The organism is Erythrobacter dokdonensis DSW-74 (assembly GCF_001677335.1).
GTDB lineage: Bacteria > Pseudomonadota > Alphaproteobacteria > Sphingomonadales > Sphingomonadaceae > Erythrobacter > Erythrobacter dokdonensis.
This window is the reverse complement of record NZ_LZYB01000006.1, coordinates 226508-243769: the sequence shown is the minus strand read 5'-3', so window position 1 is coordinate 243769 and position 17262 is coordinate 226508. Positions and strand designations below refer to the sequence as shown.

Genomic DNA, 17262 nt, shown 5'->3' with positions numbered 1-17262 from the left:
TTGCCCGCAGCCTGAAGCGGCTCGACCGCTGCCCGGGCCAGCTTGGAACGGCGATTGCGCAGGCCTGTGCCGCGCAACCGGAAAGCCTACAGGGCGGGCAGGCTGTCAGTCGTTGTCGCCGGCGAGGTTGCCGAGGCCATAGCGATGCAGCTTGGAATAGAGGCTCTGGCGCGAGAGGCCGAGAATTTCGGCCGCCGAGGCACGGTTGTCCGAGGTATAGGACAGCGCCGCCTCGATGCACAGACGCTCGATCAGGTCGGTGCTTTCGCGCACGATGTCCTTGAGGCTCATGCGGCCGACCAGTTCGGTGAGCTGCTCGACAGAACGCGGGAGATCCTGCGAGCCCGGCGGCAGGTCGCGCAGGCGGCGACCGATCGGGCGGATCACGAAGGCATAGTAAGGGTCTTCCCCGCCCGTCCGAACCGCTGACAATTCAACCGGTTCACCCTCCACATCGCCACCGGTGCGCAGGACGGTGCTGACATTGCGTGCCGATCCGTGCTGATCGATCTGGCCTTCGATCAGGTCGAGATCGATGCCCGGACGGCCAATCGAATCCGACAGATGGCGGCCGCGCAGCTGATCGACGCTGGCCGCCTGAAGCAGCTCGACAAAGGCAGCGTTGGCGGTGACAATCTCGAGGTTGGCATCGGCCACGACAAAGGCGTCCGGCATCTGGTCGACGAGATCAAGCACCGGCGATGAAGGAGCGATGATCTTGTCGCTCGCAGGCACCAGCCGCACCAGCAGGAACTGGCCGCGATCCTGCGTGAAACCGGTAACCGTCACCATCACGTCGCGTGCGCCACGGGAAAGCCGGATTCGTGCGGGGCTTACCGTGTCCGACACCAGAGCCGCGCCGACCAACCCCTGCAACGCCTCGTGCGAGCCTTTGTCGAGCACGCTCGGCAGCTTCTTGCCCGGCAGGCTGCCAGTACGAGCGCCAACCAGCGTATGCGCGGCCGGATTGGCCTCGCGAATGCGCAAGGAAGCCGCCTCGATGATCAGCACAGCCTCTGTGGAACGCTCGAACAGCATACGGTAGCGCGCCTCGAGCTGGCGCATTCTCAGGTAATCGCGCTCGAGCGACTGCTGCACCTGCAAAAGCCGTTGCTGCAGCTTGCCCGCCTCGCGCAAATCGCGCCCGAAGGCGATCCGGTTGGCACCGCCATTGATGCTCAGCACGGCATAGCGGATCGGCACCTCGCCATCGCGCGAAGGATGGTTGACCTGCCGCCAGTGCTGGACCTCGCCGCGCCGGGCAGCGGCCAGCATCTCCATGATTTTAGGACGGCTTTCATCGGTTACCGTCTCGATCCAGTTACTCCCGATCCAGCCCGAAAAGCTCGGGAATTCACGCGGATCGAAGGAAGCATCGAGGATAGTCCCGGTATCGTCGAGCACGAGAGTCACGTCGCCCGCCATCATCGCCAGCTTCATCGCAGCCTCGGCATCAAGCGAACGGAACAGCTCCGCCGCATTAGCGAAAGGCTCCTTGCCATCGATGCTGTGCTTGCGGGTGAGCATGGGCGTACGAACCTATCGCAGGTTCTGTGTGCTGCGGGGGGTGGCCTTCACCAGGGCTTCGGCGACTTGCAGCGCCGAGAGCGCATCAGCCCCTGTGCCGTCGGCCCCGACTTCTTCGACCATTCCCGGATTGTCGTTGATCATTCGTCCGCCGATTAGCACGGCAATTCTGGGGTTGGCCGATGCGTTGCGCATCGCCTTGATGATGTTGGCGAGCGCGGCGCCAGGACAATCGCGGGCAAGGGTCAATCCCACCACATCGAAGGGCTTTTGCGATAGCCGGTCGAGCAGTTCGCGGCGTTCGGGCTTGACCAGCGCCTCGCTGTGCCAGCCGGCACGCGAGAAAACCTCCTCGATCATCATCGTGCCGAAGGTGTGCACGTCGCCTGGCATCGGCGAGAACAGCGCGCTGCGCGGAACCTTGAGCGACGGGAGATCTGCGGGCGAGCGCGCGGCGATCTCGCGCATCACTTCCTGAAGGCGCCACAGCCCCATCGTAACATCGATGAAGTCGCATTCGTCGCGATCCCACATCTCGCCAAGCATCCGCGCCGCAGGGGCCAGCAGATCGAGACAAATGGTCTCGACACTCGCGCCATCGGCAATGAATGCATCGACCTCGTCGAGCAGGCTCGCTGCCTCGAGCCGCAGCGGGAGCATGGCGAAACGGGATGCGTCAGCGGGATCGATCGGCCTGCCGCGCTTGTTCTTGGAATGGCTCTGCGCTGCCTCGTGAGCCATGAGCAGGCGGGGAATGATCTCGCCCTGTATCATGGCGTTTACCGAATCGTGCGACTCCTCGCGCGCTCCCGAAGCCCGCCTGCGGACCCGTTCGAGCGGGGCAGAAATGACCCCCCTCAGGACCGCCGAACCGGCGCCGAACATGCCTGAAGCCTTCGATTCTCCCATTCGCCAGACCTCCCCAGGTCGTGCGGATCCTGTCCGCCGGAGGAAACGGGCGCACCCGCGCGGCACACCCCTACAACCCTGATCCCGAAAGCGCGCGAATCCTGCTTACGCCGTTTCGGGAAAGGGCGCAAACAACGTTACCGCATGATGGCAAATCGTCAACAAAACTAAACGTCCAATCTAGTTGACACTTGTGTTGGAACGGGCGTACTCTCCGAGTCACATAGCAAAGGCTAACGCGACCAAATGACTCGGAAGGATCAGGCATCCCCGGTCGACCCTGAAGCCTCGGCGAAGGGTGCGGGCCAAGGGAGAGAGAAAAGCCGGGCGCTCTACACCCCCGAACAGCGGGTGCGGCGCGATCAATCGGTCTGGACCGTGATCCAGGGCGTTCTCGCACCCATGCAGTTTCTGGTATTCATGATCAGCCTCGCGCTGGTGATCCGCACGTTGAATACCGGCGAAGGCGCCTATGCCGCCGACGTCATGTTCGTCCTGAAGACGCTGTTTCTTTACACGATCATGGTGACAGGCGCGATCTGGGAGAAGGTTGTCTTCGGCAAGTATCTGTTCGCCAAGGCATTCTTCTGGGAAGACGTCTTCTCCATGCTCGTCATTGCGCTGCACACCCTTTATCTGGTGATGCTGTTCGGCGCTTACGGCACCATCCAGGAACGGCTCGTTGTCGCGCTTGCTGCCTATGGTGCCTACGTTATCAACGCCGGGCAGTTCATCTGGAAGCTGCGCATGGCACGGCTCGAGGGTGAGCGCGAGGCGCGCAGCAAGGCGGCGGAAAGTGTCGCCGAAAGCGTCGATCGTCCGCAGGACATGGCGATCGCTGCATGAGCGAGGCCATTCTTCTCGATGGCTGCAGCGCCCCCGCCTCCGCCGCTTCAGCGGAGGTGTCGGCACGCGATGCGCGGCCCGTCCTGCGGGAGCGCGGCCAGAGAGAAGTCTTCTGCGGTCTCACCGGCATTATCTGGCTGCATCGCAAGATGCAGGATGCCTTTTTCCTCGTCGTCGGATCGCGCACCTGCGCGCACCTGCTCCAGAGCGCGGCGGGGGTGATGATCTTCGCCGAGCCGCGCTTTGCCACCGCGATCATGGAAGAGCGCGATCTTGCCGGCATGGTCGACGCGCAGGACGAACTTGACCGCGTGGTGAACCGCCTGCTCGAACGCCGGCCCGACATCAAGACGCTGTTTCTGGTCGGTTCGTGCCCGTCCGAGGTGATCAAGCTCGATCTGGCCAAGGCGGCCCAGCGGCTGGGTGCGGTGCATATGCCGCGGGTGCGCATCCTGAATTATTCGGGCAGCGGGATCGAAACCACCTTCACGCAGGGCGAGGACGCATGCCTTGCCGCGCTTGTGCCGGTCATGCCCGCGCTCCCCGCCGGTGCCCCCAAGGAACTGCTGATCGTCGGCAGCCTGCCCGACATCGTCGAGGACCAGTTCCTGCGCCTGTTCGCGCAGATGGGGATCGACAAGGTCGGCTGCCTGCCCGCGCGCAATGCCCGCGATCTGCCCGCCGTCGGCCCCAATACCCGCTATCTGCTGGCCCAGCCCTTCCTTGGCGAGACCGCGATGGCGCTCGAAGGGCGCGGGGCGCAGCGGCTCGACGCGCTGTTCCCGTTCGGGGCGGAAGGCACCACCAGCTGGCTGCGCGCGGCGGCGAGCGAATTCGGCGTCGACGATGCCCTGTTCGAAAGCGTGATCGGCCCGGGGCGCGAGCGTGCCCGGCTGGCGCTGGCCAAGCTGCGCACGCAGCTTGAAGGCAAGCGCATCAGCTTCCTGCCGGATTCGCAGCTCGAAATTCCGCTTGCCCGCTTCCTGCAGGACGAGCTTGGCATGGAGATGGTGGAGATCGGCACGCCCTATCTCCACCGCGCGCATCTTGCCCGCGAGCTGGAGCGGTTCGGTCCGCAGGTGCGCCTCTCCGAAGGCCAGCATGTCGAGCGCCAGCTTGACCGGGTGCGCGAGGACCGGCCCGACATCACGGTGTGCGGCCTTGGCCTTGCCAATCCTCTCGAGATGGAGGGCTTGACTACCAAGTGGGCCATCGAACTCGTCTTCTCGCCGATCCATGGCTTCGAACAGGCCGCGGATCTCGCCGAACTCTTTGCCCGGCCGCTGCGGCGCCGGGATATGCTGGAGGTCTGAGGCGATGCAGCTGGCTGTCTGGACCTATGAAGGGCCGCCCCACGTGGGGGCCATGCGGGTCGCGACGGCGATGGAGAAGCTGCATTATGTCCTTCACGCGCCCCAGGGCGATACCTATGCCGACCTGCTGTTCACGATGATCGAACGGCGCGGCAAGCGCCCGCCGGTCACCTACACCACCTTCGAAGCGCGCGATCTGGGCAAGGACACCGCGCAGATTTTCCAGGACGCCGCGCGCGAGGCGGTGACCCGCTTCGACCCGCAGGCGATTATCGTCGGCGCATCCTGCACGGCCGAGCTGATCCAGGACGATCCCGCCGGGCTTGCCGAAGCTATGGGCCTGCCGGTTCCGGCGATTCCGCTCGAACTGCCGAGCTACCAGCGCAAGGAAAACTGGGGCGCGGCCGAAACCTTCTACCAGATCGTGCGCACGCTGGCGGACAAGTCGCTGGTGCGCGAGCCGCGCGAAGGTCGGCCTGCGCGCGCCAACATCCTCGGTCCGACCGCATTGGGCTTCCGCCACCGCGATGATCTGGTCGAAATCCGCAAGATTCTCGATGCCCTCGGCGTCGAGGTCAATCTGGTTGCCCCGCTGGGCGCCACCCCTCAGGACATTACCCGGATCGGCGCTGCCGACTTCAACATCGTCCTCTACCCCGAAATCGCAGATGAGGCCGCCCGCTGGCTCGAGCGCACTTTCGCTCAACCCGCGGTGCGGACCGTCCCTATCGGCGTGGGAGCAACCCGCTCCTTCATCGCCGACGTCGCCGAGCTGGCAGGTGCAGATCCCACGCCTGCCCTCGGCGACACCTCTTCCCGGATGCCCTGGTGGTCACGCTCGGTCGATTCGACCTACCTGACCGGCAAGCGCGTTTTCATCTTCGGCGATGCCACGCACGCCGTCGCCGCTGCTCGCATCGCCCGCGAGGAACTGGGCTTCGAGGTCTGCGGCCTTGGCTGCTACAACCGCGAATTCGCCCGCGAGATCCGCAAGGCAGCCGCCGAATGCGGCGTGGAACCGCTGATCACCGACGATCATCTCGCGGTGGAAGACGCGATAGCTGCGGCCTGCCCCGAACTGGTGCTGGGCACGCAGATGGAGCGCCACATCGCCAAGCGCCTCGGCCTGCCCTGCGCGGTCATCTCTGCGCCCGTCCACGTGCAGGATTTCCCCGCGCGCCACTCGCCCCAGATGGGCTTTGAAGGCGCCAACGTGATCTTCGATACCTGGGTGCATCCGCTGGTGATGGGACTGGAGGAGCACCTGCTCACCATGTTCCGCGAGGATTTCGAATTCGCCGACGAACACGGGCCGAGCCACCTTGCCGCCCATTCGCCGCGCGCCACCGCGCGTCCGGTGATGGAGCCCGAAGTCGCCGCCGCGCCTGCCATGACCGCAGCCGATGCGGCGGCATCCGACATGCCCTCGCCCGCTGGCGACGAGACCCACCCCGCAGCGCAGGACGCCACCCTCGCATGGAGCGACGAGGCGCAGCGCGAACTCAAGAAAATCCCCTTCTTCGTCCGCGGCAAGGCACGCCGCAATACCGAAGCCTATGCCGCCGCCGAAGGGCTGGCGCGAATTGAACTGGAAACTCTCTACGACGCGAAGGCTCATTATGCACGGTAGCATCCCCTCTGCTTCTGTTGTTGATCCGCGCGCTATGGTGCGCGTGGTGATCGTCACTCTCGACAATCACCTCAAAGGGGCCGTTGGCCGTGCCGAGGCGGAACTGGCCGCCGACAATATCCTGCTTTCGCTCCACGCCGCGTCCGAATGGGGCAGCGATCCGGCCGAATTGGCCAAGGTCAATGCCGCGATTGCCGAAGCCGATATCGTCATCACCACGATGATCTTCCTCGACGAGCAGATCCGCATGATCCTGCCCGCGCTCGAAGCCCGGCGAGAGGCCTGCGACGCGATGGTCTGCCTGATGTCGGCAAGCGAGATCGTGAAGCTCACCAAGATGGGCAGCTACCGGATGGATGCGCCGGCCAAGGGCCCGCTCGCCCTGCTCAAGAAACTGCGCGGCAGCGCGGGCAAGGATGGCAAGCCCGGGGGCAATTCGGCCGAAGGCCAGCTCAAGCTGCTGCGCCGCCTGCCCAAGATCCTCAAATTCATTCCCGGCACCGCGCAGGACGTGCGCGCCTACTTCCTCACGCTGCAATACTGGCTGGCCGGTTCCGACGAGAACGTGGTCGCGATGGTGCGCGCGCTGATTGACCGCTATGCCTCCGGCGAGCGCGCCTATCGCCGGGGTATCACCAAGGCAGAAGCGCCGATCGAATATCCCGAAGTGGGCGTCTATCACCCGCGCACCCAGCAGCGCATCTCGGAAAGCCTGCGCCTCCTTCCGCCTGCCAAGGGCAAGGAAGGCACAGTCGGTCTGGTGCTGCTGCGCTCTTACCTGCTCGGGCGCGATGCGGCGCATTACGACGGTGCCATCGCAGCTTTCGAGGCGGCCGGGCTGAACGTCGTTCCGGTCTTTGCCAGCGGGCTCGATGCGCGCCCGGCAATCGACAAGTTCTTCGTCGACCGCAACGGCAAGCCGACGGTCGATGCGATCGTGAACCTCACCGGCTTCTCTCTGGTCGGCGGCCCGGCCTATAGCGATGCGGCGGCGGCACGCGAAGTGCTGGCCAGGATGGACCTGCCCTATCTCGCGGCCCATGCTGTCGAGTTCCAGACCATCGAGGACTGGGCGCTCAGCGAGCGCGGCCTGCTGCCGCTCGAAGCGACGCTTATGGTCGCTCTGCCCGAGCTCGACGGGTCGACCGTGCCGAGCGTGTTCGGCGGCCGTGCCAGCGCCTCGGGCCCGAATTGCCAGGGCTGCGAGCGCCATTGCCCCTCGCAGGCAAGCGACAAGCTGCGTCCGATGCAGGGCTGCCCTGAACGGGCCGAGGCTCTCGCCGCGCGCACCGTCAAGCTGATCCGCCTGCGCAAGAGCGAGCGGGCGCAGCGCAAGTTGGCGATTGTGCTGTTCAACTTCCCGCCCAATGCCGGGGCGACCGGCACCGCCGCCTTCATGGCGGTGCACGAATCGCTTTATGAAACGCTCAAGCGGCTCAAGGCAGAAGGCTATGATGTCGAGGTGCCCGAAAGCCTCGATGCAATGCGCGAGGCGATCCTCAAGGGTAATGCCGATCTCTACGGCACCGATGCCAATATCGCCCACCGTATCCCGGCGGATGACCATGTACGGCGGGAGAAACATCTCAAGGAAATCGAGGCCCAGTGGGGTCCGGCGCCGGGCAAGCAGCTTGCCGACAGCGGCCATATCCAGATCATGGGCGCGCATTTCGGCAATGTCTTCGTCGGCGTGCAGCCCGCCTTCGGCTTCGAGGGCGATCCGATGCGCCTGCTGTTCGAGGGCCGCTTCTCGCCGACCCACGCCTTCAGCGCCTTCTACCGCTATATCAACGAGGATTTCGGCGCCCATGCGGTGCTGCATTTCGGCACCCATGGCGCGCTCGAATTCATGCCCGGCAAGCAGGCCGGCATGTCGGGCTCGTGCTGGCCGGAGCGGCTGATTTCGGACCTGCCGAACTTCTATCTCTATGCCGCCAACAACCCGACCGAAGGCATGCTGGCCAAGCGCCGCTCGGCGGCGACGCTGATCAGCTATCTCACCCCGCCGCTGGCGCAGGCCGGGCTCTACAAGGGGCTGTCGGAACTCAAGAGCAGCGTCGAACGCTGGCGCCTGACCCAGGACGATCCCGATCATGCCGAGGAACGCGCCGATCTCGAAGCGCTGATCGCCGACCAGTGCGCCGCGCTCGACATCGAATACAGCGAAATCGGCGAGCTTTCGGCCAAGCTCTACGAGCTGGAAGAAGCGCTGATCCCCTACGGCCTGCACATCTTCGGCAAGAATCCCGAAGGCCAAGAGCTCGAGGACATGCTCGATGCCATGGTCGAGGCAGCCGGAGGCCCGGACAAGGCCGACCGTGCGAAGCTGGCGGAAATGATCGCATCGTCGGACGAACTCGGCTCGCTGATCCGGGCGCTCGATGGCGGTTATGTCCTGCCCGCGCCCGGCGGCGATGTGGTGGCGAACCCCGAAATCCTGCCGACGGGCCGCAACATCCACGGTTTCGACCCCTTCCTTCTTCCCTCCGCCTTTGCCTGCAAGCTGGGCAGCGACCAGGCCGAGCGCCTGATCGAGCGCCATGTCGAGAGCGGCCAGCCCTTCCCCGAAAGCATCGCCATGGTGCTATGGGGCACGGACAACATGAAGTCCGAAGGCGTGCAGATCGCACAGGCGATGACGCTGATGGGCGCTCGCCCGCGGCGCGATTCCTACGGCCGGCTTTGCGGGGCAGAACTGATCCCGCTGGAAGAACTCGGTCGTCCGCGGATCGACGTGGTCATGACCCTGTCGGGCATTTTCCGCGACCTGCTGCCGATGCAGATCCGCATGCTGGCCGAAGCCGCGCTGCTGGCCAGCGCCGCCGAAGAACCGGTCGAGGCGAACTTCATCCGCAAGCACACGCTGGCGCAGATGGAAAAGCACGGCTGCGACCTCGAAACGGCCGCGCTGCGGGTCTTTTCCAATGCGGAAGGTGCCTATGGCGCCAACGTCAACCAGATGATCGACGGCGGCACCTGGGCCGATCCTGACGAACTGGCCAATGCCTTCGAGACCCAGAAGGGCTTCGGCTACGGCATTTCGGGCCGCCCGGTGCAACAGCGCGAAATCCTGCAGAGTGCGCTCTCGACGGTCGATTTCACCTACCAGAACCTCGAAAGCATCGAGCTGGGCATCAACGATGTCGATCAGTATGTTGATGGTCTTGGCGGGGTCGCCCGCTCGGTGGCCAAGGCCAAGGGGGCCGAAGCCCCGGTCTACATCCTCGATGCCACCCGCGGGAAGCCCAAGGTGCGCACGCTGGCCGAGCAGATCGACCTTGAAGCGCGCACCCGCACGCTCAATCCCAAGTGGTACGAAGGCCTGCTCGAACATGGCTATGAAGGCGTGCGCCAGATCGAAGGCCATGTGAACGCGACCTTCGGGTGGTCGGCCACGACCGGACAGGTCGCCCCGTGGGTCTACCAGAAGATCTCGGAGACCTTCGTGCTCGATGCCGACATGCGCCGCCGGATGAGCGAGCTCAACCCCAAGAGTTCGGCCAAGCTTGCCGGTCGCCTGCTCGAAGCCTGCGACCGCAATCTGTGGGAGCCGGACGAAGCAACGCTTGCAGCGCTGCGCGAAGCGAATGATGAACTCGAAGACCGCCTCGAAGGCGTGTTTGCCGAATGACAAGAAAACAGAGGATCGCCTGATGAACCTGCACACCCCCAAGTCGCGTTTTGCTCCGCCTGATGGCGAGGGGTCGGTGCAGGTCCAACTCGACCCGAGCGACGCGATCAAGGGGGCCAAGGTCTTCGCGGTCTACGGAAAGGGCGGGATCGGCAAATCGACCACCTCTTCGAACCTGTCTGCGGCGTTCTCGAAACTCGGCCACCGGGTGCTGCAGATCGGTTGCGATCCCAAGCATGACAGCACCTTCACGCTGACCAAGAAGCTGATGCCGACGGTCATCGACGTGCTGGAAACGGTTGAATTCCACGCCGAGGAACTGCGGCCTGAAGACTACATGTTCGAAGGGTATAACGGAGTCATGTGCGTCGAGGCCGGCGGGCCGCCGGCAGGCACGGGCTGCGGCGGTTATGTCGTAGGCCAGACGGTCAAGTTGCTGAAACAGCACCACCTTCTCGAAGAGACCGACGTTGTCATCTTCGACGTGCTGGGCGACGTCGTGTGCGGCGGTTTTGCGGCCCCCTTGCAGCATGCCGAACGCGCGATCGTGGTCGCGGCCAACGACTTCGACAGCATCTTCGCGATGAACCGGATCGTGGCGGCGATCGGCGCCAAGTCGAAGAACTACGACGTCCGTCTGGCCGGCGTGGTCGCCAACCGCAGCCGCGAAACCGACGAAATCGACCGCTTCTGTGACCGGATAGGGATGCAGCGGCTCGCGCATTTCCGCGATGTCGATGCCATCCGCCGCTCGCGTCTGAAGAAGTGCACCTTGTTCGAAATGGGCGATGATCCCGAAGTGATCCAGGCTCAGAACGAATACCTGCGCCTGGCGCAGATGCTGTGGGACGGGGTAGAACCCTCCGCAGCGCAACCGATGAAGGACCGCGATATCTTTGATTTCCTGGGATTTGAATGATGGCTACCCGACTGAACTCTCGTTATGACAACCAGCGCGAGGCGCTGGCGACCTATTTCGACAGCACGGCCCGGCAGGCGTGGATCGATCTCACGTCCGATGCCAAGGTGAGCGGTATCCGCGCCACGGTACGCGCGGGCCGCGAAGAGATGCGTGCAACGCTGCTGTCCTGGCTGCCCGATGATCTGCGTCGCACGCGCGTGCTCGATGCAGGTTGCGGAACCGGTGCCTTCTCGATCGCAGCGGCTTGCCGCGGGGCGGAAGTGACCGGCATCGACGTGGCTGCAGGGCTGGTCGAAGTAGCGCGCGAGCGCACTCCCTCCTTCATCGGCCATGGGCGCATCCACTGGAAGAGCGGCGACATGCTCGATCCGGATCTTGGCAGCTTCGATCATGTGGTCGCAATGGACTCGCTGATCCACTACCAGCCCGCTGACCTGGCCAATGCGCTGGCCGAACTGGCCGAGCGCACGACGCACTCGATCCTGTTCACCTTTGCTCCGCGTACCGCACTGCTGCAGACGATGTACACGGTGGGCAAGCTTTTCCCGCGCTCGGATCGCTCGCCCGCTATCGTGCCGACGCTGGAATGGGAGATCCGCCACCGGCTCGGACAACTGCCCGGCTGGAAGATCGGCCGCACCAAGCGCATCTCCAGCGGGTTCTACACTTCGCAGGCGCTCGAGCTGGTGAGGCACTGATGAAGAAGGCCGCCCGCCCTCAGGCACCGCGCTGGACGGAGGTGGCGTTCCGCTACCTCCCGTTCGCCGATGCTGCGAGTGCGGATTTGCCGCTCGGGCGGTTGCTGCGCCTGTCACTGTTCCAGGTGACGGTCGGCATGGCGACGGTGCTGCTCAATGGCACACTGAACCGGGTGATGGTGGTCGAACTGGGCACGCCGACCTGGCTGGTAGCGCTGCTGATCGCGGTGCCACTGGTGGTCGCGCCGTTCCGCGCGCTGATCGGCCATAAGTCCGACACCCACCGCTCGGTGCTCGGCTGGCGACGGGTGCCCTATATCTGGTTCGGCACGCTGATGCAGTTCGGTGGCCTTGCGATCATGCCTTTCGCGCTGCTGCTGCTGAGCGTACCGGAGCGCTTCGAGGTCGGGCTGATCGCGGCGACTGCAGCCTTCCTTCTGACCGGAACCGGTTTCCATGTGACGCAGACCGCAGGCCTCGCGCTCGCGACCGATCTGGCGCCCGAGGACAAGCGCCCGCGTGCAGTGGCGCTGCTCTACGTGATGCTGCTGGTGGGCATGATGTTTGCCGCCTTTGTGATCGGCGGCGTATTGCTGGAATATTCACCGACCAAGCTGGTGCAGGTGATCCAGGGCTCCGCCATTCTGACCGTCATTCTCAACACCACGGCCCTGTGGAAGCAGGAGGCGCGCAACCCCAAGGTGACCGCGCCGGACCGCGACACGCCGACATTCTCGGAACTCTGGCAGGCTTTCGTGAAAGACGGGCGCAATGGCCGGCTGCTGACCGCGATTGGCATCGGTGCGATGGGCTTTGCGATGCAGGATGCCCTGCTTGAACCATATGGCGGCGAGATTCTTGATCTTTCAGTCGGTGCGACAACGGGCCTGACGGGTGCCTGGGCGCTGGGTTCGCTGCTCGGCTTCATGCTTTCGGGTCGTTGTCTCGCGCGGGGCTGGGACCAGTTGCGACTGGCCGGAGCCGGACTGGTGATCGGGATCAACGCCTTCCTGCTGGTGTTGTTTGCAGGGCCATTCTCGGCCCCGGCGATGCTCTATTTCGGCGCGCTGGGCATCGGACTGGGACTCGGGCTTTTCTCGGTCGGAACCCTGATGGAGGCGATGACGATCGCCAAATCCGAGACGGCAGGCCTTGCCCTCGGGGCCTGGGGCGCGGTGCAGGCAACCTGCGCCGGCGCCGGCATCGCAATCGGCGGTTTGCTGCGCGACCTTGTCGCGCTGTTGCTGCAGAACGGCGAGAATGCCGCCAGCATCGCTACCCGCGCCACCGGCTATTCCACTGTCTACATCCTCGAGATTGCCCTGCTGCTGGCCGGGCTTGCCGCGCTGGGGCCGCTGGTCGGTCCGCGGCGCAACCGCTTTCCCGACGAGGCCGACCCGGAGGCCAAGCCTTTCGGTCTGAGGGAGTTTCCGACATGATTACCTGTGCCTGCCTCTGCCCCATCCTGCCCGGCTCCGCCTCAGCCGCCAAAATCCATGAGAGGAACGTGAAATGAACCACGCCTATATTGTCGGCACCTTCGATGTTGCCGAACTCGCCTTTTTCCTGTTCCTGTTCTTCTTCATCGCGCTGGTGTTCTACCTGAACAAGGAAAGCCGCCGCGAAGGCTACCCGCTCGAGGACGAACAGACCGGCAAGATCCATCCCGGCAGTCTGTTCGACGGCGACAAGAAGAGCTTCCCGCTCCCCCACGGCCGCGGCACCTACGTTCCCGAGGATGTTGCCCGTGATGATGTCAGCGTCCCCGCGACGCAGGCCTTCCGGGCCCCCGGTGCGCCCTGGGTGCCGACCGGCAATCCGATGAAGGACGGCTTGGGTCCGGCCGCTTGGGCCAACCGCTCGAAATATCCCGACCTGACCTTCGATGGCCGCCCGCGCATCGTGCCGATCGCGAACAGCCACGAATTGATCGTCTCGCCCAATGATCCCCAGCTGATCGGCTGGCCGGTGATGGCGGCCGACAAAAAGATGGTCGGCAAGGTCAGCGATATCTGGGTCGATCAGGCGGAACACATCATCCGCTATCTCGAAGTCGAGACCAACACCGGCAAGAAGGTGCTGGCACCGATGATGGTGGCCGTCGTCCACGGCAACAGCCTTATCGACGCGCTGCTGCCGATCGTGGAAGACAAGCCCAAGTTCGTCGAGATCGACGCGATCACCGCTGCCCAGTTCGAAGATGTTCCGGCGATCGAGACACCGGGAATCATCACCCGCTATGAAGAAGACCGCATTCAGGCCTATTTCGGCGGCGGCTACATGTATGCGACGCCGGAAAGGGCCGAACCGTGGATCTGAACAACGCCGAAAACCCGGCGACCGCCATCGCGCAGGTCGCCGGGATCGATCACGCCGAACTGGAGAATGACGGCCCGACCGCCCACGGCGATCGCCTGGGTACCCCGGCACCTGATGAAAAGGTGCTGTGGAAGGGCCGTCCCAGTCTTGGTCTGCTTGCTCGCACCGCTTTTCACACCCGCACGCTGGGGCTCTACATGTGCGCCTTGGCAGTGATTGCGCTGGCGACGGGGCGTCCGGATGCGGCACTGGTTGCGATCGGTGGCGGAGTGATCCTGATCGCGCTGCTCTATTTCCTCGCCTGGCTGAGCGCGCGCAGCACGCTCTACATCCTCACCGATGTCCGCCTGATCATGCGCATAGGCATGGCGATCGAGACGCGCATCAATGTGCCGCTGAAGCAGGTCAAGGCAGCTCATCTGCGCGACCGGGGCAAGGGCTACGGCGATATAGCGCTCGAACTCAATGGCGAGCGGCTGCTGGGCTACGTGCTGTTGTGGCCGCATGTGCGCCCGCGCCGCTATGCCCATCCGCAGCCGATGTTGCGCGCGGTGCCAGAGGCCGCGGCACTTGCGCAATTGATCGCGGAGGTCAGGGCACGCTATGGCGAGATCGCCACGAATTTGACCGAGATCAAGGATGAACCGGCTTTGACCGGTCATCAGCCTGCGGTCACCGCTCCGGCAGCAGCCCGGGTCGCGATGACCAATCGTGTGGGCGAAACTGGCCTCGGCGACAAGGGACTGGAGGGAGCTCCCGCATGATCATTCGCGAGTACGAGAAGGACGAAGTCACCGTCGACAAGGTGCCGCTCATGCTCATGGGCGGGATCGTGCTGATCTCGCTCGTGCTGACGGCGCTGGTGCAATTCGGCTTTTTCGAGAAGACCGCAATCCCCGACAAGGCGCGCGCGGAAGCGGGAATCAAGCCCGCGGCGATGCAGACCCTGCGCTTCTTCGACGAGGAAGACGGCACGGTGCGGGTCGAAAACGGGCCGCGAACCGAGGTGCTGGGCCGTTTCGGTCCGGGCGAAGGCGGCTTCATTCGGGCCAGCGTGCGCAGCCTCGTCCACCAGCGCCGGATCCGCGGCGAGGGTCCCGAGGTTCCCTTCGAACTCACCGAATGGGAAAACGGCAACATCACGCTCAATGATCCGGTGACGGGCAAGAGCGTTGAGGTCGCCTCCTTCGGGCCGGACAACCGCGCGATCTTCGCCAATATGCTGCCTGCGAAGGAGTCGCGCTGATGCCGCTGCTGTTCCTCGGTCAGAGCCAACGCATCTTTGACGTGCCCTGCACCGTCACGATCGAGCAAAGCCCCGAGCACTTCCACGCGCATGTCGAGCTAGAAGGCGATATCCGCCTTTATCCCGGTGACGAGGTCAAGGTGCACGGTGCGCCCGTGACGGTGGATTTCGGGCAGAGTCTGCAATTCACCCGCATGGCAACTGTCAAACGCGCCACCCCGCTGACCCGCGCCTGGACGCGCATGGCCGCCTATTTCGATCTCACCGAACTTTATGAAGTCAGTTTCAACCCCGGGAGCCTGAAATGAACGCCCACTCGACCATCACCGCCGCAGGACAGGATGCCGCGAAGCCCGATACTTTGGCGATGGCGACCCATGAGACCGTGCTCTCGCCGCGCTTCTACACCACCGATTTCGACGCGCTCGACAAGATCGACGTCAGCCTCGTGCGGGCCGAGTGGGATCAGCTGATGGCCGACATGGTGGCCGACCCCAACAAGAAGCATTTCAAGAAGAATGCGACCTTCGACGGTGTGATCGAAGCGCTGGAGCCGGAACTGCGCGCGGAATTCATCGATTTCCTCGTCAGTTCGCTGACGTCGGAATTTTCCGGCTGCATCCTCTATGCCGAAATCGCCAAGCGGACCAAGAACCCCGACATGAAGCAGCTGTTCAAGCTGCTGGCGCGCGATGAGAGCCGTCATGCCGGCTTTATCAACGAAACGCTGAAGGATTCAGGGATCGGCATCAATCTGGGCTTTCTGACCAAGTCCAAGAAATACCACTATTTCAAGCCCAAGTTCATCTGGTATTCGGTCTACCTGTCCGAGAAGATCGGCTACGCGCGCTACATCACGATCTACCGCCAGCTCGCCAAGAACCCGGAATACAAGTTCCACCCGATCTTCGACTGGTTCGAACAGTGGTGCAATGACGAGTTCCGCCATGGCGAGGCTTTCGCCATGATCATGCGCGCCGATCCCAAGCTGCTGACCGGCCTCAACAAGCTGTGGATCCGCTTCTTCCTCGTGGCGGTCTATGCCACGATGTATGTGCGCGACCATGCGCGTCCGGCGTTCCACAAGGCACTCGGGGTCGATCCGACCGAATATGACTATCAGGTGTTCGAGGTGTGCAACCAGATCACCCGGCAGGTCTATCCGATCGAGCTCGACATCGACAGTCCGGCCTTCCGGCGCCAGATGGAGAACATGCGCCTTGCCTCGCTCAAGATCGAGGAAGGCAAGAAGCGCGGCGGTATCTCGGGCCTCGCCATGCGTGCCTCGGGGATGGCGGGCGCCGCGCTCAGCTTCGCGCGGCTCTATTTGCACCCGACCAAGTCTAACGCCCTGCCCCAGTCGATCAGGCTGCAACCCGCGTGGTAAGCTGGGAAGGTCATGTTGTGCCGTTCATCGCGACGGTGGCGATCTGGTTCATCGCCACCGGCCTGATCGCATGGGCGGACAACCGCGAACACACTACCTTCTCGCGCAGCATGAAGATCGGCGGCGTTGCCGGGATCGGCGGACTGGTCGTGATCCTGTTCGCCTCGCTTTCGGCCGAGGTCTGGGCCGTCTATCTCGGCTTTGTCGGGGCCTTGATGGTCTGGGGCTGGCATGAACTCGCCTTCCTCACCGGTGCCGCCGCAGGGCCGCGCCGCGGTCCGATTGATCCCGGCCTTACCGGGATCGCGCGTTTCCGCCAGGCCGCCTCGACGGTGATGCACCACGAAGTCGCCCTTGCCCTCACCGCGCTACTGTTGATCTCGCTGTCCTGGGATGTACCCAACCAAATCGGCGCCAGCGTGTTCGTTCTGATGTTCGGGATGCGATTGACCTCGAAGATCAATCTTTTCGTCGGGGTGCCCAACACCACCTCGGAAATGCTGCCCGAACATCTTGCCTATCTTAAGTCCTATTTCGGCCCCAACCGGATGACCTTACTTCTGGTATTCTCGATTGCGGGGATCACGGCGGTCTCGGTCTGGTTCGCCCAGATCGCGCTCGCCGCGCCGGTCGGAAGTGCCGAGATGGTCGGGGCCAGCCTGCTGTTCACGCTCAGCCTGCTGGGCGTGCTTGAGCATTTCTTTCTTGCCCTGCCGTTCCGGGACGGCATGCTGTGGGGATGGGCCCTGCCCAAGCGGGCCGCTCCGCAGCGCGACAGTGCCACGCTGCAGGGACGGAACATAACGACATGACAAAAATGAACGAGGAATGCCC

At 64.0% G+C, this 17262-nt stretch carries 15 protein-coding genes; 13 read left to right on the top strand and 2 right to left on the bottom strand.

Features of this window, described 5'->3' with window-relative positions; translation table 11 throughout:
* Positions 1 to 105 precede the first annotated feature (105 nt).
* Positions 106 to 1527, bottom strand: a complete 1422-nt coding sequence (gene ppsR, locus I603_RS11790) for a transcriptional regulator PpsR (protein WP_068865291.1) — start codon at positions 1525 to 1527, stop codon at positions 106 to 108.
* A 12-nt stretch (positions 1528 to 1539) separates the two neighbouring features.
* Complete coding sequence (locus I603_RS11785) at positions 1540 to 2436, bottom strand: cobalamin B12-binding domain-containing protein (protein WP_232305370.1); 897 nt, start codon at positions 2434 to 2436, stop codon at positions 1540 to 1542.
* Positions 2437 to 2682: 246 nt separating this feature from the next.
* Here I603_RS11785 and bchF point away from each other — a divergent pair, with 246 nt between their 5' ends.
* The 13 genes from bchF to puhE all read left to right on the top strand — a co-directional run bounded on the left by bchF (position 2683) and on the right by puhE (position 17240).
* Positions 2683 to 3282 (top strand): 2-vinyl bacteriochlorophyllide hydratase, encoded by a 600-nt coding sequence (gene bchF, locus I603_RS11780; RefSeq protein ID WP_084440077.1) that lies wholly within the window; start codon positions 2683 to 2685, stop codon positions 3280 to 3282.
* The gene (locus I603_RS11775) at positions 3279 to 4595 is read left to right on the top strand and encodes a ferredoxin:protochlorophyllide reductase (ATP-dependent) subunit N (RefSeq protein WP_068865288.1); all 1317 of its coding nucleotides are present in this window, start codon (positions 3279 to 3281) and stop codon (positions 4593 to 4595) included. Before bchF ends, I603_RS11775 begins: the two co-directional genes overlap by 4 nt.
* Before the next feature lie 4 nt (positions 4596 to 4599).
* The gene (gene bchB / locus I603_RS11770) at positions 4600 to 6225 is read left to right on the top strand and encodes a ferredoxin:protochlorophyllide reductase (ATP-dependent) subunit B (RefSeq protein WP_068865286.1); all 1626 of its coding nucleotides are present in this window, start codon (positions 4600 to 4602) and stop codon (positions 6223 to 6225) included.
* Positions 6215 to 9856 (top strand): magnesium chelatase subunit H, encoded by a 3642-nt coding sequence (locus tag I603_RS11765; protein WP_068865284.1) that lies wholly within the window; start codon positions 6215 to 6217, stop codon positions 9854 to 9856. Before bchB ends, I603_RS11765 begins: the two co-directional genes overlap by 11 nt.
* Before the next feature lie 22 nt (positions 9857 to 9878).
* Positions 9879 to 10775: a ferredoxin:protochlorophyllide reductase (ATP-dependent) iron-sulfur ATP-binding protein gene (bchL, locus tag I603_RS11760; RefSeq protein ID WP_068865504.1), complete on the top strand. Its 897-nt coding sequence runs from the start codon at positions 9879 to 9881 to the stop codon at positions 10773 to 10775.
* The gene (gene bchM, locus I603_RS11755; RefSeq protein ID WP_068865281.1) at positions 10775 to 11476 is read left to right on the top strand and encodes a magnesium protoporphyrin IX methyltransferase; all 702 of its coding nucleotides are present in this window, start codon (positions 10775 to 10777) and stop codon (positions 11474 to 11476) included. The genes bchL and bchM overlap by 1 nt, the downstream gene beginning before the upstream one ends.
* The gene (locus I603_RS11750) at positions 11476 to 12915 is read left to right on the top strand and encodes a BCD family MFS transporter (protein WP_068865279.1); all 1440 of its coding nucleotides are present in this window, start codon (positions 11476 to 11478) and stop codon (positions 12913 to 12915) included. The genes bchM and I603_RS11750 overlap by 1 nt, the downstream gene beginning before the upstream one ends.
* 73 nt (positions 12916 to 12988) lie before the next feature.
* Positions 12989 to 13795 carry a photosynthetic reaction center subunit H gene (gene puhA, locus I603_RS11745; RefSeq protein WP_068865277.1) on the top strand — a complete coding sequence of 269 codons (807 nt, stop codon included), beginning with the start codon at positions 12989 to 12991 and terminating at the stop codon, positions 13793 to 13795.
* Positions 13786 to 14559 (top strand): photosynthetic complex putative assembly protein PuhB, encoded by a 774-nt coding sequence (gene puhB / locus I603_RS11740; RefSeq protein ID WP_068865275.1) that lies wholly within the window; start codon positions 13786 to 13788, stop codon positions 14557 to 14559. Before puhA ends, puhB begins: the two co-directional genes overlap by 10 nt.
* The gene (gene puhC, locus I603_RS11735; protein ID WP_068865274.1) at positions 14556 to 15041 is read left to right on the top strand and encodes a photosynthetic complex assembly protein PuhC; all 486 of its coding nucleotides are present in this window, start codon (positions 14556 to 14558) and stop codon (positions 15039 to 15041) included. Before puhB ends, puhC begins: the two co-directional genes overlap by 4 nt.
* Positions 15041 to 15349 carry a hypothetical protein gene (locus I603_RS11730; protein ID WP_068865272.1) on the top strand — a complete coding sequence of 103 codons (309 nt, stop codon included), beginning with the start codon at positions 15041 to 15043 and terminating at the stop codon, positions 15347 to 15349. The genes puhC and I603_RS11730 overlap by 1 nt, the downstream gene beginning before the upstream one ends.
* Positions 15346 to 16428 (top strand): magnesium-protoporphyrin IX monomethyl ester (oxidative) cyclase, encoded by a 1083-nt coding sequence (acsF, locus tag I603_RS11725; RefSeq protein ID WP_068865270.1) that lies wholly within the window; start codon positions 15346 to 15348, stop codon positions 16426 to 16428. Before I603_RS11730 ends, acsF begins: the two co-directional genes overlap by 4 nt.
* Positions 16422 to 17240, top strand: a complete 819-nt coding sequence (gene puhE, locus I603_RS11720; RefSeq protein WP_068865268.1) for a putative photosynthetic complex assembly protein PuhE — start codon at positions 16422 to 16424, stop codon at positions 17238 to 17240. The genes acsF and puhE overlap by 7 nt, the downstream gene beginning before the upstream one ends.
* Positions 17241 to 17262 lie beyond the last annotated feature (22 nt).

Excerpts from the sequence above, each read along its gene's own strand:
- ppsR (WP_068865291.1), bottom strand. The coding sequence starts at position 1,527 with ATGCTCACCCGCAAGCACAGCATCGATGGCAAGGAGCCTTTCGCTAAT.
- I603_RS11785 (WP_232305370.1), bottom strand. The coding sequence starts at position 2,436 with ATGGGAGAATCGAAGGCTTCAGGCATGTTCGGCGCCGGTTCGGCGGTC.
- bchF (WP_084440077.1), top strand. The coding sequence starts at position 2,683 with ATGACTCGGAAGGATCAGGCATCCCCGGTCGACCCTGAAGCCTCGGCG.
- I603_RS11775 (WP_068865288.1), top strand. The coding sequence starts at position 3,279 with ATGAGCGAGGCCATTCTTCTCGATGGCTGCAGCGCCCCCGCCTCCGCC.
- bchB (WP_068865286.1), top strand. The coding sequence starts at position 4,600 with ATGCAGCTGGCTGTCTGGACCTATGAAGGGCCGCCCCACGTGGGGGCC.
- I603_RS11765 (WP_068865284.1), top strand. The coding sequence starts at position 6,215 with ATGCACGGTAGCATCCCCTCTGCTTCTGTTGTTGATCCGCGCGCTATG.
- bchL (WP_068865504.1), top strand. The coding sequence starts at position 9,879 with ATGAACCTGCACACCCCCAAGTCGCGTTTTGCTCCGCCTGATGGCGAG.
- bchM (WP_068865281.1), top strand. The coding sequence starts at position 10,775 with ATGGCTACCCGACTGAACTCTCGTTATGACAACCAGCGCGAGGCGCTG.
- I603_RS11750 (WP_068865279.1), top strand. The coding sequence starts at position 11,476 with ATGAAGAAGGCCGCCCGCCCTCAGGCACCGCGCTGGACGGAGGTGGCG.
- puhA (WP_068865277.1), top strand. The coding sequence starts at position 12,989 with ATGAACCACGCCTATATTGTCGGCACCTTCGATGTTGCCGAACTCGCC.
- puhC (WP_068865274.1), top strand. The coding sequence starts at position 14,556 with ATGATCATTCGCGAGTACGAGAAGGACGAAGTCACCGTCGACAAGGTG.
- I603_RS11730 (WP_068865272.1), top strand. The coding sequence starts at position 15,041 with ATGCCGCTGCTGTTCCTCGGTCAGAGCCAACGCATCTTTGACGTGCCC.
- acsF (WP_068865270.1), top strand. The coding sequence starts at position 15,346 with ATGAACGCCCACTCGACCATCACCGCCGCAGGACAGGATGCCGCGAAG.